Source organism: Roseateles sp., from assembly GCF_046300915.1.
GTDB lineage: Bacteria > Pseudomonadota > Gammaproteobacteria > Burkholderiales > Burkholderiaceae_C > Kinneretia.
This window is the reverse complement of sequence record NZ_JBKCLH010000131.1, coordinates 1-16383: the sequence shown is the minus strand read 5'-3', so window position 1 is coordinate 16383 and position 16383 is coordinate 1. Positions and strand designations below refer to the sequence as shown.

The 16383-nt window shown below is 64.9% G+C and carries 17 protein-coding genes; 12 read left to right on the top strand and 5 right to left on the bottom strand.

Features of this window, described 5'->3' with window-relative positions; translation table 11 throughout:
• The 8 genes from ACK5F2_RS09755 to fliR all read left to right on the top strand — a co-directional run.
• On the top strand, window positions 1-1206 hold a 1206-nt coding region (locus tag ACK5F2_RS09755; protein WP_409864363.1), incomplete at its 5' end, for a flagellar hook-length control protein FliK.
• Between the two features lie 120 nt (window positions 1207-1326).
• Entirely contained in the window at window positions 1327-1917 is a 591-nt protein-coding gene (gene fliL, locus ACK5F2_RS09750) for a flagellar basal body-associated protein FliL (RefSeq protein ID WP_409864361.1), read from the top strand.
• Window positions 1914-2918: a flagellar motor switch protein FliM gene (fliM, locus tag ACK5F2_RS09745; RefSeq protein ID WP_409864360.1), complete on the top strand. Its 1005-nt coding sequence runs from the start codon at window positions 1914-1916 to the stop codon at window positions 2916-2918. Before fliL ends, fliM begins: the two co-directional genes overlap by 4 nt.
• A complete protein-coding gene (gene fliN / locus ACK5F2_RS09740; RefSeq protein WP_409864359.1) occupies window positions 2908-3345 on the top strand; it encodes a flagellar motor switch protein FliN in 438 nt (145 codons plus the stop codon). Before fliM ends, fliN begins: the two co-directional genes overlap by 11 nt.
• A gap of 101 nt (window positions 3346-3446) precedes the next feature.
• Complete coding sequence (locus tag ACK5F2_RS09735; protein ID WP_409864358.1) at window positions 3447-3803, top strand: FliO/MopB family protein; 357 nt, start codon at window positions 3447-3449, stop codon at window positions 3801-3803.
• Window positions 3793-4551: a flagellar type III secretion system pore protein FliP gene (gene fliP, locus ACK5F2_RS09730; RefSeq protein ID WP_409864357.1), complete on the top strand. Its 759-nt coding sequence runs from the start codon at window positions 3793-3795 to the stop codon at window positions 4549-4551. Before ACK5F2_RS09735 ends, fliP begins: the two co-directional genes overlap by 11 nt.
• 19 nt (window positions 4552-4570) lie before the next feature.
• The gene (gene fliQ, locus ACK5F2_RS09725) at window positions 4571-4840 is read left to right on the top strand and encodes a flagellar biosynthesis protein FliQ (RefSeq protein WP_133605288.1); all 270 of its coding nucleotides are present in this window, start codon (window positions 4571-4573) and stop codon (window positions 4838-4840) included.
• A gap of 45 nt (window positions 4841-4885) precedes the next feature.
• On the top strand, window positions 4886-5650 hold the full coding sequence (fliR, locus tag ACK5F2_RS09720; RefSeq protein ID WP_409864356.1) for a flagellar biosynthetic protein FliR: 765 nt from the start codon (window positions 4886-4888) through the stop codon (window positions 5648-5650).
• 9 nt (window positions 5651-5659) lie between these two features.
• On the opposite strand, the gene ACK5F2_RS09715 is transcribed toward fliR, so the two are convergent.
• The 5 genes from ACK5F2_RS09715 to ACK5F2_RS09695 all read right to left on the bottom strand — a co-directional run bounded on the left by ACK5F2_RS09715 (window position 5660) and on the right by ACK5F2_RS09695 (window position 11325).
• Window positions 5660-6151: a YfiR family protein gene (locus tag ACK5F2_RS09715; protein ID WP_409864355.1), complete on the bottom strand. Its 492-nt coding sequence runs from the start codon at window positions 6149-6151 to the stop codon at window positions 5660-5662.
• Window positions 6152-6201: 50 nt separating this feature from the next.
• Window positions 6202-8124, bottom strand: a complete 1923-nt coding sequence (locus ACK5F2_RS09710; protein WP_409864354.1) for a TonB-dependent receptor plug domain-containing protein — start codon at window positions 8122-8124, stop codon at window positions 6202-6204.
• Between the two features lie 46 nt (window positions 8125-8170).
• Window positions 8171-9382, bottom strand: coding sequence for a diguanylate cyclase domain-containing protein (locus ACK5F2_RS09705; RefSeq protein ID WP_409864353.1), 1212 nt, complete (start codon window positions 9380-9382; stop codon window positions 8171-8173).
• A 162-nt stretch (window positions 9383-9544) separates the two neighbouring features.
• Window positions 9545-10186, bottom strand: a complete 642-nt coding sequence (locus ACK5F2_RS09700; protein WP_409864352.1) for a response regulator — start codon at window positions 10184-10186, stop codon at window positions 9545-9547.
• Entirely contained in the window at window positions 10183-11325 is a 1143-nt protein-coding gene (locus tag ACK5F2_RS09695; protein WP_409864351.1) for a response regulator, read from the bottom strand. Before ACK5F2_RS09695 ends, ACK5F2_RS09700 begins: the two co-directional genes overlap by 4 nt.
• A gap of 290 nt (window positions 11326-11615) precedes the next feature.
• Between ACK5F2_RS09695 and ACK5F2_RS09690 the strand changes: the two genes are divergently transcribed.
• The 4 genes from ACK5F2_RS09690 to ACK5F2_RS09675 form a co-directional block, all read left to right on the top strand.
• The gene (locus ACK5F2_RS09690) at window positions 11616-12068 is read left to right on the top strand and encodes a hypothetical protein (RefSeq protein WP_409864349.1); all 453 of its coding nucleotides are present in this window, start codon (window positions 11616-11618) and stop codon (window positions 12066-12068) included.
• Window positions 12069-12117: 49 nt separating this feature from the next.
• Window positions 12118-12480 carry a response regulator gene (locus ACK5F2_RS09685; protein ID WP_133605282.1) on the top strand — a complete coding sequence of 121 codons (363 nt, stop codon included), beginning with the start codon at window positions 12118-12120 and terminating at the stop codon, window positions 12478-12480.
• A gap of 28 nt (window positions 12481-12508) precedes the next feature.
• Complete coding sequence (locus ACK5F2_RS09680) at window positions 12509-14650, top strand: chemotaxis protein CheA (RefSeq protein WP_409864347.1); 2142 nt, start codon at window positions 12509-12511, stop codon at window positions 14648-14650.
• A 33-nt stretch (window positions 14651-14683) separates the two neighbouring features.
• The coding region (locus ACK5F2_RS09675) for a methyl-accepting chemotaxis protein (RefSeq protein ID WP_409864346.1) at window positions 14684-16383 on the top strand (1700 nt) is incomplete at its 3' end.

Genomic DNA, 16383 nt, shown 5'->3' with positions numbered 1-16383 from the left:
TCCCGGCCCAGCCCCGCACCACGACCGGCCGAGTCTCGTGAGCCCGAGAGCAAGCCGGCTGAGTCCCGCGCCGCATCCCGCAGCAACGAGTCGGCCGGCCGCAAGCCGCAGGGCGCGAACACCGGCACCGCCAAGACCGCTCAGGGCGCGAACGAGGCAGAGCAGCGCGCCCGCGCCCGCACCCAGAAGGACAGCGCGGCCGAGCCGGGCTCGCGCAGCCTGGGCGAAGCCAGCAGCAAGCCCGCCGCTGAAGATCGCGAGCTGGCCAATACCGCCAACCCAGGCCCGGATGGGGCACTGGCCGCCATGCTGGCGGCCTCCGGCCAGAGCCTGAACCCGGCGCCGACGCCGGTGGGATGGGGCAGCGCCACCGCGCTCGATCCTGCATTGCAGGATGCCGCTCTGGTGGGGACGGACCAGACTGGTTCGGCGACCGACAGTGCAGTACCGGTTGAGCCCGGCACGCGCCGCAGCGCAGGCCTGAGCACCGGGCTTGAAGGCCTGGACAAGGCCGGCCAGTCCTCCTCGCCCGAGCTGTCGGCCGCTGCATCGGCGGACACCCCGCTGGGCCAGGCAGGCCTGGATCAGGAACAGGGGACGATACAGCTGGCGGCCGGCATGACTGAGGGCGGACGTTCGAGTTTCGCCGCCAAGCTGGAGCAGGCCCAGACCCTGCCCTTTGAAGCCCTGCAAGGTCTTCAGGGGCTGCAATCCAGCACCGGCAGCAGCGAGGCCTCCGGCCAGCCGCCTGCCGTGCTGAGCCTGAGCCCGCAGCTGCACAGCCCGGAATTTGCACCCGAGATGGCCGCCCGCCTGAGCGTGCTGACCAGCGAGGGCGTGCAGCGCGCCGAGCTGCATCTGAATCCGGCCGAGATGGGGCCGGTGCAGATCCAGATCGTGGTGGACGGCCAGCAGGCCCAGATTTCCTTCATGAGCGACCAGGCCGAGACCCGCGCGGTTTTGGAACGCAGCCTGCCCGAACTGGCCAGTGCGCTACGCGACAACGGCCTGACGCTCAGTGGCGGCGGCGTCTTCCAGCAACAACGTGAGCGCGAGGGCGCCTCATCCCAGCAGGGTGAAGGCAGCCGCAGCGGCCGGTCACGAGAGGGCGGCGGCGGCGAGGCGCTGGAAGCCGGCAGCCCGCCAGTCAGCAGCACACCCAGGCCTCCCGCACGTGCGCGCGGCATGGTGGATCTTTACGCCTGATGAACATCGATGCTTTGGGGCGGCTTTTTGATGCATGCTTCGAGCCTCGCTTGCGAATAATGGGAATGCATGAGCGGTTGGGCCAGGCTGGGCCCCTCCGCCTCTGATCAAGGAGTCTTCATGGCCACCGCTGCCGCCCCCGAGGCTGCCCCCGCCGGAGGGGGCAAGAAAAAGCTCATCATCATCGTCGCCCTCGTGCTGGTGCTGGTGGTGGGCGGGGTTGCGGCCGTGCTGCTGCTCAAGAAGAAGCCTGCCGCCGAGGGCGAAGGTGAGGAAGAAGCCCAGGCGGCTGCCCATGTGCCTGCCCCGGCGCCGCCCAAGCCCGGTACACCGCCCGTCTTCGTGCCTCTGGAGCCCTTCACGGTCAATCTGGCCGACAAGGACGTGGACCGCTTTGCCCAGGTGGGCGTGACCCTGGAAGTGGCCGACCCGAAGTTTGCCGACCAGCTCAAGGCCTATATGCCGGCCATACGCAGCAATATCCTGATGACCCTGTCCTACAAGACCTCGGCCGAGCTGCTCTCGCGCGAGGGCAAGGAGAAGCTGGCGCGCGAGATCATGCGCGAGTCGGTGCGCCCTCTGGGCATTGAGATCGAGGACGAGGACGAGGAAGCGAGCAGCGAAGAACCCAAGAAGAAAAAGAAGAAGCGTCGCGCGCCGGTCTACAACCCCGTCACCAATGTGCTGTTCTCCAGCTTCATCGTGCAATGAACCAGCAGATTCTTTCGCAAGACGAAGTCGATGCCCTGCTCCAAGGCATCACCGGTGAGAGCCAGAAGCTCGAGGCCGAGGAGGAGCAGGTTGGCGGCATACGCGACTACAACCTGGCAAGCCAGGAACGTATCGTGCGTGGGCGCATGCCCACGATGGAAATCATCAACGAGCGTTTCGCGCGCAATATCCGCGTCGGCCTGTTCAATTTCATCCGCAAGAGTCCCGAGGTCGCGATCGGTGGCATCAAGGTGCAAAAGTACAGTGCCTTCCTGCGCGAGATCGTGGTGCCCACCAACTTCAACATCGTCTCGGTGCGCCCGCTGCGCGGCTCGGGCCTGATCGTCTGCGACCCCACCCTGGTGTTCGCGGTGATCGACTCCCTGTTCGGCGGCATTGGCAAGTTCCACGCCCGCATTGAAGGCCGCGACTTCTCCGCCACCGAGCAGCGCGTGATTCTTCGCCTGGTCGAAGTGATCACGGCCGAGTACCGCAAGGCCTGGACCGGCATCTACCCGCTGGAGCTGGAGTATCAGCGCTCCGAGATGCAGCCCCAGTTCGCGAACATCGCCACGCCCAGCGAGATCGTGGTGTCCACCAGCTTCACGCTGGAGATCGGCGAGACCAGCGGCACGGTCTACTTCTGCATCCCCTACTCCACCCTGGAGCCCATACGCGATGTGCTGTACTCGACCACGGTTGGCGACTCCTCCGAGCCCGATCGCCGCTGGGTGAACCTGCTCAAGCACCAGATCCAGGCCGCGGAGGTCGAGCTGGTGGCCGAGCTGGCTACGGCCCCCGCCACGGTGGAACAGCTGCTGGCCTTCAAGCCGGGTGATTTCATTGAGCTTGATCTTGACCCCGTGATCAAGGCCAAGGTCGATGGCGTGCCCGTGTTCGACTGCCACTACGGCACCTCCAATGGCAAGTACGCCCTCAAGATTGACAAGATGCTGACCAGTCCCGATTCGGGCTGGCTGGGAGCCCGCGATGTCACCTGACACCCCATCCCAAGAAGAACAGGACGCGATGGCGGCCGAATGGGCCGCGGCGCTGGCCGAGGCCAAGAGTTCCGACGTCGCCGAGGAGGTGCAGCCGGCTCCGGAGCAGGTGGCGCCCGCCAGCTTCGCCAGCTTCAGCCCGACGCCGGTGAATGCCCCCAACAGCGATATCAACATGATCCTGGACATCCCGGTCCAGCTCACGGTTGAACTGGGGCGCACCCGCATCCCCATCAAGAACATCCTGCAACTGGCCCAAGGTTCGGTGGTGGAGCTGGATGCACTGGCGGGTGAGCCCATGGACGTGCTGGTCAACGGCTATCTGATCGCCCAGGGCGAGGTGGTGGTGGTGAACGACAAGTTCGGCATCCGCTTGACCGATATCGTCACGCCCTCGGAGCGCATGCGCCGCCTCTCCAAGACCTGAGCCTTCTGCGGCCCCGGATAGGCGAAAGCGAGACCAAGGCCCGAAACGGGCGCTTTCAATGGCGATTGGGGCCAGCGCTGCCGACCCACAATGGTCGGGCCATGAGCAATAGCAACCTCCTGCCCCTACTCTGGTTCATCGCCATCCTGGCCCTGATCCCGGCCCTGCTGTGGCTGCTCAAGCGCACGCCGCTGGGCGGCCAGAGCGCCCAGGGCCAGATGCGCACGGTGGCCGCCCTGCAGATTTCGCCCAACCAGCGCCTGCTGACCGTGGAGGTCGGCCAGGGCGAAGACCGGCGCTGGCTGGTCCTGGGCGTGAGCCCCCAGCAGATCAACACCCTGCATGTGATGCCGCCGCAGGCCGACACCCCCATCGGCCAGGCCGCTCAGGCCCTGCCCCCGTTCGCCCAGTTGCTCAAGAACAAGCTGCGCAAAGAGGGGGGTGGCCATGCGTCCTGAAGCCGTTCGCAGCGCCCTGGTCCTGAGCTTGCTGCTGGCCACCGGCGCGGCCCTGGGGCAGAGCAACCCGCCACCGGCCACCCTGCCCCTGGTCATCGGCCAGGGCCCCGGTGGCAGCAGCTACTCGGTCCCCATACAGACCCTGCTCTTCTTCACGGCCCTGGGATTTCTGCCTGCCGTGCTGCTGATGATGACGGGCTTTACCCGCATCGTGATCGTGCTGTCCCTGATGCGCCAGGCGCTGGGCACCCAGGCTGCGCCTCCCAACCAGGTGATCATCGGGCTCTCGCTCTTCCTGACCTTCTTCGTGATGAGTCCCACGCTGGACAAGGTCTACGAGCAGGCCTGGCAGCCCTACTCGACGGGCCAGATCGGCTTTGACGAGGCGCTCAAGCGCGCCGAGGCGCCCATGCGCGGCTTCATGCTCAAGCAGACGCGCCAGTCGGATGTGGCCCTGTTTGCGCGCCTGGCCAAGCTGGAGGGCGACATCAAACCCGAGGCCGTGCCCTTTCGCGTGCTGGTGCCGGCCTTTGTGACCAGCGAGCTCAAGAGCGCCTTCCAGATCGCCTTCCTGATCTTCATCCCCTTTCTGGTGATCGACATGATCGTCTCCAGCGTGCTGATGAGCCTGGGCATGATGATGTTGTCACCGGTGCTGGTCGCCCTGCCCTTCAAGCTCATGCTGTTCGTGCTCGCTGACGGCTGGAATCTGCTGCTGGGCTCGCTGGCGGCGAGCTTTGCGCAATAGCGCCTCGAGATACAAGACCATGGACGCACAACAAGTCTTCACCTTTGGCCAGCAAGGCCTGTACATGCTGCTGATGGTGGCCGCCCCCGTGCTGCTGGTGGTACTGGCCGTCGGTGTGCTGGTCAGCGTGTTCCAGGCGGCGACCCAGATCAACGAGGCCACCCTGTCCTTCGTGCCCAAGATCGTCGCCGCCGTGCTGGTGCTGGCCGTGGCAGGCCCCTGGATGATGACCACCCTGGTGGAGTACATCCAGCGCACGCTGCAGACGATTCCCCAGGTGGTGGGCTAGGCTTGGACGCCGTCGCTCGCTGAGACAGCACAGTCGCGCAGACCGATGTTCAGCGTCACCGAAGCCCAGCTGCTCGAGTGGCTGACACCCCTGCTCTGGCCGACCATCCGTGTGCTGGCCTTGCTGGCCGGGATGCCCGTTTTCAGCCAACGCAATATGCCCATGCGGGTGCGCGTGGGCCTGGCGGTCTTCATCTCGCTGGCGGCCCAACCCTCCCTGCCCGCCATGCCCGTGGTGCCGCTGGACAACCTGCCCCTGCTGCTCATGCTGCTGGCGCAACAGCTGCTGATCGGGCTGTCCATGGGTTTTGCGGTGCGTCTGGTCTTCGCCGCGCTGGAGTTCGCGGGCGAGCTCATCGGGCTGCAGATGGGTCTGAACTACGCCGGCTTCTTTGACCCGGCCACCGGCAGCCAGGGAACGGCCAGTTCACGCTTCTTCGGCACCATGGTGGCCTTCCTCTTCATTGCGATCAACGGCCATCTGCTGCTGATTCAGGCCGTGATCCAGAGCTTCCACGCATTCCCCATCGGTCAGGAGCCCTTTGCCTTCCTGCGTGCCGCCCAGCCGCAGACCTGGGGCGCCGAGATCTTCCGCATCGGTCTGTGGATTGCCCTGCCCCTGATCACCATGCTCATGTTCGTCAACCTGGTGCTGGGCGTGATCTCCCGGGTGGCGCCCCAGATCAATGTGTTCTCGGTGGGTTTTCCGCTGACGGTCAGCGTGGGCCTGGTGGGTATGGTGGCCACCCTGCCGCTGATGCAGACGCCTTTCTCCATGGCCCTGGAGCGGCTGCTGCAAGCCTTCAGCTGAACAAGGCGTTCAGCGCACCTCCCGTGCCAGCTTGAGCACCTGAGAGCTGAGCACCAGACCGCGCCGTCGGGCCTCGGTGTTGTTGACGCGAAAGGCCAGTCCGTTGGTTTCGAGCACCAGCGTGAAGACAGCCCCGGCGCGAAAAGCATCGGGCGAATCCCCCACCAGCAGGACAGGCTCATCCTTGAGCGCACGCATCCAACGCTGCCAGTCCAGGCGATCCATGGCGACAAGCACCAGCAGCTGGCACGCTTCTGCCTGGCTCGGGGACTTGATGAGACGGAAGAACGCGGGCACCCCGGCCTGTGACTTGCTGCTGATCGCCTGCAAGGCCGATGCGAGCGGCCCCTCCTCGCCCACCATGCAGTAGTGGAACTCCTGCAGCGGTGGCGGCGGCCACTCCGTGAACTGGGCGAAGCGGTAGATGAACGCCGCCTTGAGCTGCACCTCCTGAGGGCTGGATCTGCCAGCGCTCGGCAGACACGCGAGCAGGGTCAGCAAGGCATATGCGACCAGGCGGCTGGCACGGGCGGTCATGGCAGGCCCCGCCCTCATTGCAGCTGCCACTCCAAGCCAAGCCGCAAGCTGCGCGAGGCTTGCCGGGTCACGAACGAATCGGGGCGGGTCTGGTCAAGAACACGGGCATTGCTGAGGTTGTGTATGCCCAGGGCCAACCCCCACCCCGGCTCCATCTGCCAACGTAGGAGCACATCCTGCTGCGCATAGCCCGGCAGGTCTCCCGCTGGCGCCAATCTGCGACTGACGCTGTGCAACTGCCAGGCCAGGGACCAGCGATCATTCAGGGGAAGTCGGTAGTTCAGCTTCAGCAAGGCCTGTGGCGAGTTGCTGAGCCGCACTCCCGACTGCGCGTGGCTGCCTTGCAGCGAAAGCGCCATGCCGAACTGTCCTCCGCCACGCCAGCGCTGCTCCAGCCCGAACTCCAGTCCCACGCTGCGCACCGGATCGGCATTGATGTAGGCCCAACCTCCATCGTCCAGGCCAATCAAGCGCCGCAGCTGAGATCCATAGACCGAAGCCCTGTAGCGCAGACCCGAAGGCAGGCTGTGGTCCCAGGCGAATTCCATGGAACGCACCCGCTCGGGGCGGGGCTGTGGCAGCTCGGCGAAGCTGTTGACCATGCGCTCATACAGATTCGGCTCGCGGTGGGCGCTGCCCAGTGTCCATCTCAGGCTGGAACGCTCTGAAACGGTCCAGATCCAGGCAAGGCGTGGATTCCAGCGCGCTGAACCGGCTTCATCACCTCGATCCGCCCGCATGCCCAGCACCAAGCGATGTCCGGGCGCGAGGGCCCATTCGTCCTGCACGTAAAGCCCCAGTCGGTGCCCCTGCTGCTGATAGCTCTGCAGCGGCGTGTCGCCCACGACGCGGAACTCCAGATCCTGCCTGTCATCGTCCTGAATCTCGACGCCCAGACTCAGGCGATGCTCACGATCGAGCTGGCGGCCCAGCTGAAACTCGGCATGGCGCCACTGCCCGAGCGCCTGAAAGCGCAAGCGTCCTGTCTCGCCGGTGTCCAGCCGAAAAGGTAGATCATTGCGATAGCGCAACACCTGGGCCGACCAACGCAGCCCCACATCCCAGCCTTCGCCGAGCTGCGTCTCATAGGCCAGCTGGACAAAGCCATGGTCGTTGACGTCGTTGGACTGCCCGAGCTCCGGCTCAGCCTGGCGGCCCATGACGCGCGGCGAGCCCCGGTTGTAGCTGCTCATGCCCAGTCGCAGCTGCAAGCCCTCCCAGTTCCAGAAGGCCGCGAGCTTGCTGCTGCGCTCCCAGGTGAGCTGCCTGGCGAGCGGGGTCTGAAATGCCGGCTCATCGATGGGCACGAACATGTTGCGACGATCGAAGACGCTGAGCGCCAGTCCGTACTCGGCGCCATCGGCCAGGCGACGCGACCAATTCGCGCCCGCGCGATGGCCTCGCTGCGAATCGACACTCCCGTGCAGACGCAGCCCGGCGCCCTTGCCGGCACCACGCGTGCTGATGCTGATCACCCCCAGGAAAGCATTGCTGCCATACATCGCGCCGCCGGGACCGGGCGCGAACTCCACGCGTTCTATGGCCTCGATATCCACGGGGAAGTCCTCCGCCACGGGCGCCGCGTCATAGATGTTCTCGTTCAAGCGCATGCCGTCAAGCAGGATGAGCAGCCGCCCATTGAGATCCGCAGGGCGCCCCAGGCCACGCGCACCGACAAAGGTCGAGATGCCATCGCTGGTGACGTACAGACCAGGCAGCTGCCGCAGCACATCCGCCAGATTGCGCAGGCCACGGCTGCGAATCTCCTCACCCGCGAGCACATAGGTCAGCCCCGGGGCCTGCTCGGCGCTTTGCGCAAAACGCGAGGCGGCCGTGACCACCACAGCGCGGGGCTCCACCGCCAGGCCCTGGCGCAGCAGCTGCTCGAGACTCAGCTCAGTGGGATCAGGGTCGAAGTCGGCACGGACATTTCCCATGGACAGCGCCCCCAGGAATGCCAATATCACCCCTCCGGCGCCAGCCCTAGCCCTGCGCATGCGAGACCCCCCGGTAGCAGTTCTTGCCGGCACGCTTGGCGGCGTACATGGCAGCGTCGGCAGCTTGCAAGAGCGCATCGGCATCTTGCGCGTCCGTCGGAAAGAAGCCCAGGCCCACCGTCGCGCCCACGGGCATCAGCACGCCGCCGACCACCAGCGGCTCGCGAACCGAATTGATCAGCCGCTGAGCCATCTGTTCGGCCACCGTGACGTCCTTAAGCTCTGGCAGCAGCAGCGCGAACTCGTCGCCGCCGAGTCGACACAGCAGATCCCCGCGGCGCAGCACGGCGGACATGCGCCGCGCCACCACCCTCAGCACCTCGTCGCCAGCGTTATGGCCGTGGTTGTCGTTGACGTGCTTGAAGTTATCGAGATAAATGAACATCAGGCCCATCAGACCTTGGCGCGCTTGCGCACGAGACACCATCTCGCGGATGGCCCCCTGGAAGAACAGGCGGTTGGGCAGCTGGGTCAGGCTGTCGTGATGGGCGAGCTGCTGAAACTGCTGGCCCGCCTGCTGCTCCAGACGCAGGCGCTGGTTGATCTGCTCCTGCGCGACCTCGATGCGGGCCAGCATCTCGTTGAAACGCTGCGCCAAGCGGCCCACCTCATCCAGCCGATGAACCTGCGCGCGCAGGCCGTAGTCTTGTTGTGCTGCCACCTGCTCGGCCAGGCGACCCAACTCCACAATGGGCGCCAGGGCGCGCCGCTGCACCCAGCGTGAGGCCGCGGCCGCCACCAAGCTGGCCAGCAAAATCACGATGCCCGCGGTAAGACTCAGCCAGAGCATGCTGCGCGTCAGGATGTCCAGGCGCTCACGGAGCTGCAACTGGCCCAGCACTTCGCCCTTGAACTCGATGGTCTCCCGAATCTCAATTTCGGGGGCTGGAAGCAAGCCCGTCTGTGCCTTCAGTTTGGGGCTCTGCCATTCGGTCAAAACGCGCCCGTTGGCGGCAAGAAGCCGCAGCTCGACAAGGTCCGGCCGAAAGCTAAAACCCGCGAGCTCGGCCCGCATGGCCTCCAAATCGTTGAAAGCCACCATGGAGGCCAGGTTGTTGGCCAGAAGACCCGCCGCCTGCTGTGCGGCATCTGTCTGGCGCTGCACGGCTGCTTTCCAAGTCAATGAGGCGATCAGCAGCACCGTCAGGAGCAGGGTCAGAACCAACACCGCCAGATTGAGCGTTGTGAGACGGCGCACCAGGGACGGGCTGGCGCGCGGGCGCGTGGCTCGCGCCAACTCCGAAACATGACGGTCTGAATCGCTTTCGCCCATAACTCGCATCGTGGCGACACTGCGTCACATCGTGGAGCAGAAACCCCTCTCCTGCTCAGAGCCCCACGATACCTGATTGATGGGGTTTCAGCCCTGAACCAGGCCGTTGCGTATGGCGTACACCGTGAGTTCGGAGTTGTTGGCCAGACCCAGCTTTTCCAGCACCCGCGCCCGGTAGACACTGACCGTCTTGGGGCTCAGGGTCAGCTCCTCGGCAATGTCGGACAGACGCTTGCCCGAGGCAATCATGACCAGGGTCTGCAACTCACGGTCGGAAAGCTTCTGGTGAGCCTGCTCGGTGGTGGGGGCCGTCAGGCTCTCCACCAGCATCTGCGCGATCTCGGGCGTCACATACTTGCGCCCCTGGGCCACGGTGCGCACGGCAGCCACCAGCAGCTGCGGGTCGCCGCCCTTGTTCACATAGCCAAAGGCACCTGCCTTCAGGGCTCGGATGGCGTACTGGTCCTCGGGGTACATGGAGACGATCAGCACCCGGGTGCTGGCGCCCTCATCCTTGAGCACATGCAGCACGTCCAGGCCGCTGCGACCGGGCATATTGATGTCCAAGACCAGCACATCGCAGTCCATGCCCGGCTGACGCATCAGTGCCCGCAACTCGCCATAGTCGCCCGCCTCCCCGATCACCTCGATATCCGCCACATCGGAAAGGGTGTCGCGAATACCACGGCGAATCAGCGCATGGTCGTCGCAGAGAATCACTTTAATCATGCGCTGCCCCAGGCAGAAGGGTCATGGGTCACGTGTGACGCCTCCTCATCATCCAACAAGGCCCCACCCGCCTCCAGGGGGACCGACAGGATCAGGCTCGTGCCTCGCGAGTTGCTGCTCAAGTCCACCCAGCCGCCCACGGTGGCTGCGCGCTCATGCAGGCCGCGGATACCGAAGGACCGCGCCTTGGCCAGGTCGGCGGGGGACAGTCCTTGCCCATTGTCGCTGACCTCCAGGGTGAGCACGCCCGAGTCCACGCTGAGTTCTATGTCGACCTTGGTGGCGTTGGCATGCTTGGAGACATTGGTCAATGCCTCCTGCGCCGTTCGGTAAGCCACCAGAGGCACCCCCGGCGGCAGCTGGATCTGTTCATGGCTGGTCCGCATGCTGGTGATGATGCCGGTGCGGCGCTCGAAGCGCATGCTCATCCATTGCACCGCCGCCACCAGCCCCTGCTCCAGAATGGCAGGCCGCAGGTTGTGCATGATGCGCTGGCTGGCCTCGATGGCATTGCTGACTGTCTCCAGCGCCGACTGCACGCGCTGCAGCACGGCGGCATCCTGGGCATGGCGGGCCATCCAGGCCAGATCGAACTTGAGTGCGGTCAGCGAGCCGCCCACATCGTCATGGATCTCCCGTGCGATGGCCGCGCGCTCCATCTCCACACTGGTCTGCAGATGACCCGCCAGCTCGTGCAGGCGCTGCTTGGACTTGAGCAGCTCGCGCTCCGACTCTTGGCGGGCGCGCTGGGTTTCACTGGCCTCGATGGCGTGCATCAGCGCGGGCGCCAGGCGGGCCAGATTGTTCTTGAGTAAATAGTCAGAGGCGCCCGTTCGCATCGCCGCCACGGCGGTGTCCTCGCCAATCTCTCCTGAGACCAGCACGAAGGGCACGACGCGCCGACTCTCCTTGAGCATGTCCAGCACGACCAGCCCCGAAAAGCCCGGCAGGTTGTAGTCCGAGATGATGGCGTCCCAGGGCTCGCACAGGCAGCGGGTCACCTCGGCCAGGGTATCCACCCGCAACACATCCAAGCTCAAACCGGCGCGGCGCAGCTGGGCCAGAATCAGTTGGTGGTCGAGCTCCGAATCCTCGACATGCAATACGCGCAATCGGCGATCAGCGCTTGAAATCGTCATGGCACCGGAGTATGCCAAGAATGTGCAACACCTCACGGCAAGCGCAATCCCGAGGTATGCCGCGCCCTCCGCGCCCCTCAAAATGCCCTCAGGGCGAGTTCCGGGGCTGGGAATTATGGGCCGACGACCGAAATATCGAGAAAAAGGCCTGCTTATGGCCACTAGTCCTGTCGACAGGCTTGTAAGAAATGCCGAAGATCCCAAGCACACGCGGCACAGTCCAGGCCTGGATCCCGACTTGCGCCGCATGCACCGGGTGAGGACAGAAAAAGCATGGAGCGCCGATCACGATGAATGAAACCACCTCCCCTGCCGAGCCGGGCATGCTCCCCCTCTTGGCTGCGGCAGAGCTGCAGGATCACCTGATGACGGTGACCAATGATCTGGAGCGACTCCAGCGCCTGCTGGATGACGCTGGCGAGGCTCTTTCCGGCCATTTCTTCGCCGCCACGTCCCAGGTCCAGCACCTGCTGCGTCTAAGCGCTGAGCGCGGCGACGACGGGGCGGCACTGCACCAGATCATGGAGCACATTGCTGGCGCCATCACGGCGCTGCAATTCCAGGACATGGCAACCCAGCTGATCGCGCATACCAGTCAGCGTCTGCGCAACTGCCAGGACCAGCTGGCCAGAGACACCTTCGGCGACGATGAAGATGGCACAACGGTCGTCGAGATTGCGCCCCTGCGCCCCAATCCCGTGACTCAGGACGAGATGGACGCGGGGTCCGTCGAACTGTTCTAAAGATTCTTAAAGTTCAACCGATATCAGCTTGTTATCCGGAGAGAGAGCGATGCATTCAATCCTTGCTGTGGACGATTCGGCCTCGATGCGCCAGATGGTCTCCTTCACCCTCAAGAACGCCGGGTTCAATGTGGTGGAGGCGGTGGACGGGCAGGACGCCTGGGAAAAAGCGGGCACGCGCGACTTTGACCTGGTCTTGACCGACCAGAACATGCCGCGCATGGATGGCATCAGCCTGACCAAGAAACTGCGGGACAACCCAAAGTTCAAGTCCACGCCCATCCTGATCCTGACCACCGAGTCCAGCGACCAGATGAAGCAGGCTGGCCGCGCCGCCGGTGCCACGGGCTGGCTGGTCAAGCCCTTTGATCCGGCCAAGCTGATCGAAGTGATCGGCAAGGTGATCCGCTGAAGTCTGCATCCCCACGAGGAGTGAAAAGATGGGAGAGATGACCTCTGAAGGCGCAAGCCTGAGTGCCGGCATTGATCTGAGCCAGTTCTACCAGGTCTTTTTCGAAGAAGCCAATGAGAACCTCGACAATATGGAGCAGCTGCTCCTGAACGTGAATGTCGATGAGGCCGACGACGAAGAGCTGAACGCCATCTTCCGCTGCGCGCACTCGATCAAGGGCGGGGCCGCGACGTTCGGCTTCTCCGACGTTGCCGAGCTCACCCATCAGATGGAGACCCTGCTCGACAAGCTGCGCCGTCACGAGTTGCAGCCCACCGCGGCCATGGTCGACGTCTTGCTGCAGTCGGGCGACGCGCTGCGCGCCCAGCTGGGCCGCCATCAGGGCTCGGGCGCCGACCCCGTGGACACCACCGAGCTGCTCAACAGCATCCGAGGCCATGTCGAAGGCAAGGCGGGCAGTGCACCGCCCCCCGCACCGGCACCGGCTCCGGCCGCCGTCGCGAGCAGCGCTCCTGCGGCTGCCCCAGCGCTCAAGACCGATGCTCGCCTGCTGGAGCTGCAGGTGGGGCCGCTCGCCGATCCGGAGCTTGCCAACAATCTGGTGGAGCTGTTTAAGGAGATCACTGATCTCGGAACCATCGAGCCACTGGACGCGGGTCAGGCCGCCGACGGCATGCGGCGCTTCAAGGTGCTGACCAGCAGCTCGGACAACGATCTGCTGGACCTGTTCACCTTCCATGTGGCGCGCGAACAAGTCAAGCTGATGCCGCTGGGCCAGGGATTCGGCTTTCACGAAGGCGCGCCCGGCGCGCCCCCGGCCCAGGCCGAAGACAAGGACAAGGATCCGGGCTACGGCTTCTTTGAAGACGCCCCAGGCGTGCCCCCTTCCGCCAGTACCGAGCTCAAGGCAAGCGGCGCCGAAGCGCCCAAGCCCAGTGCCGCCGTCACCACGGCCGCCAAGCCGGTTGCAGCACGCCCCGACGCCAAGCCCGCCGCTGGCGGCATGGACCAGAGCACGCTGCGCGTGTCCGTGGAGAAGGTGGATCAGCTGATCAATCTGGTTGGTGAGCTCGTCATCACCCAGGCCATGCTGGCCCAGAACAGCCGCAACGTGGATCCGAGCCTGTACCAGCAACTCGCCTCCGGACTGGCCGATCTGGAGCGCAATACGCGCGACCTGCAGGAATCGGTGATGTCCATCCGCATGATTCCCATGTCGGGAGTCTTCAACCGTTTCCCGCGCATGCTTCGGGACCTGGCGGCCAAGCTGGGCAAGAAGGTGGAGCTGGTCACGCAAGGCGAGGCCACCGAGCTGGACAAGGGTCTGGTCGAGAAGATCACCGATCCCTTGACCCACCTGGTGCGCAACAGCTGCGATCACGGTATCGAAACACCGGCCGAGCGCGTGGCCAAAGGCAAGCCGGAACAGGGCACCATCACCCTGGTCGCGTCCCATCAGGGTGGTTCCATCGTGATCGAGGTGCGCGACGATGGCCGCGGCCTGAACCGTGAGAAGCTCATCAAGAAGGCGCGCGAGAAGGGCATCGACGCGCCGGACAGCATGAGCGACCAGGATGTCTGGGGCCTCATCTTTGCCCCCGGCTTCTCCACCGCCGACCAGGTGACCGATGTGTCGGGCCGCGGGGTGGGCATGGATGTGGTGAAGAAGAACATCACCTCGCTGGGCGGCACCGTCGAGATCGACTCCGCCGAAGGTTATGGCATGAAGGTCTCGGTGCGCCTGCCCCTGACCCTGGCCATCATGGACGGCATGAGCGTGGGCGTGGGTGAAGAGGTCTACATCCTGCCGCTGAGCTCGGTGGTCGAGTCCTTCCAAGTCCAGTCAGGCACCATCAAGACTGTGGCCGGCACCGGCCGCGTGGTCGAGGTCCGCGACGAATACATGCCCGTGGTGGAACTCGAGCAGGTCTTCAACGTCCCGCGGTTCGACTTTGAACATGTCAGCTCCATCATGGTGGTGGTCGAGGCCGAAGGTGGCCGCGTGGCCTTGCTGGTCGATGAGCTCCTGGGCCAGCAGCAGGTGGTGGTGAAGAACCTGGAGGCCAACTACCGCAAGGTGCACGATGTCTCCGGCGCCACCATCATGGGCGATGGCCGCGTGGCCCTCATTCTTGATGTGGGCAGTTTGGTGCGCCGCTCGCGCCATTGAGCGAAGAGTTTTTCGAAGTAGAGGAATAGAACAATGACGATGAGCGCCTTGCTACGCCGATTCAGCATCCGCACACGGATGATCGGCGCGATCGCGATGGTGCTGGCGCTGCTGCTGGCGGTGGGCAGCGTGGGTCTGCTGGGCATGAACTCCATGCGGGATCAGACCAAGCAGTTCGCCGAGAACTCCGTGCGTGAAGCCAATCTCGTGACCCGTCTCGTCCATGCCATGGGCGAGATGCGGCGTTACGAGAAGGACATGATCATCAATTACGAGAAGCCTGAGGTGGTCAAGCAGGTCCATGCCAAGTGGGATGGCAGCCGCAAGACCATTGCCGACATCGGCAAGCAGCTCGGCCAGGGCGAGTCCGGGGCCGACAAGTCCAAGATGGCTCAGGTACTCACCCTGCTGGACGGCTATGCCAGCAAGGCGCAGCCGGTACTGGCCCAGCTGGAAGCCGGCGGCTATGACAACGCGGCCGTGGCCGACAAGCTGCTGTCCCGCGCCAAGGAAGACGTCGCTTCCGCCGAGAAGCTGATCGAGGAGCTGCGTGCGGCTCTGGAGAACGAAGCCGGTTCGGCCCAGCAGCGCGCCGAATCCACGCAGGGACGTGTGTTGACGGCCTTCATCGTGGTGCTTGTTCTGGCGGCTGCCGTGGTCGTCCCGCTGACCCTGCTGAACATGCACAGCATCTGCAGCCCGCTTGCCGATGCCAAGGTACTTGCGGAAGCCATCGCCAAAGGCGATCTGACCCTGACGTCCAAGCCGGTCGAGGGCGAGGATGAGGCCTCGCACCTGATGAGTTCGCTCCAGAACATGCAGAGCTCACTGCAGAACCTCGTGGGCCAGCTGCGCACCTCGGCCGACAGCATCCGCACGGCTTCGGTGGAAATTGCCAGCGGCAATCAGGACCTGTCCAGCCGCACGGAACAGACCGCCGGCAATCTGCAGCAGACCGCGTCTTCGATGGTGGAGCTCACCGGTACCGTCAAGCAGACGGCCGACTCCGCCCGCACGGCCAACCAACTGGCGTCCAGCGCCTTCTCGGCAGCAGCCAAGGGCGGTGATGTGGTGAACCAGGTCGTCTCGACCATGGACGAGATCAACACCAGCTCCAAGAAGATCAGCGACATCATCGGCGTGATCGACGGCATTGCCTTCCAGACCAATATCCTGGCGCTGAACGCCGCGGTGGAAGCGGCCCGCGCGGGCGAGCAGGGCCGCGGTTTCGCGGTGGTGGCCGGCGAGGTGCGTTCCCTGGCCCAGCGCTCAGCGGAAGCGGCGCGGGAGATCAAGACTCTGATTGGCGCCAGCGTTGAGCGCGTCGAGACCGGTGCCCGCCTGGTGCAGGAAGCCGGCACGTCGATGAACGATATCGTCGCCAGCGTGCAGCGTGTGACGGACATCATCGGAGAGATCACCGCGGCCGCCAGCGAGCAGAGCGACGGCATCGGTCAGGTGAACCAGTCCGTGTCCCAGCTGGACCAGATGACCCAGCAGAACGCAGCCCTGGTCGAGCAGTCGGCCGCCGCGGCCGAGAGTCTCAAGGACCAGGCTGAGCGTCTGGCCCAAGCGGTGGACAAGTTCCGCATCAGCAGCAGCGCCGCCCATACTCTGCCTGCCGTGGCCAGCCACAAGCCCAGGGCTTCGCGCGCAGCGGCCGCACCGGTGTTGGCGCGCGCAACGACCGCGACGCCCGCGCCCGCCAAGTCCTTGGCGCCCAGGCCCGCTAG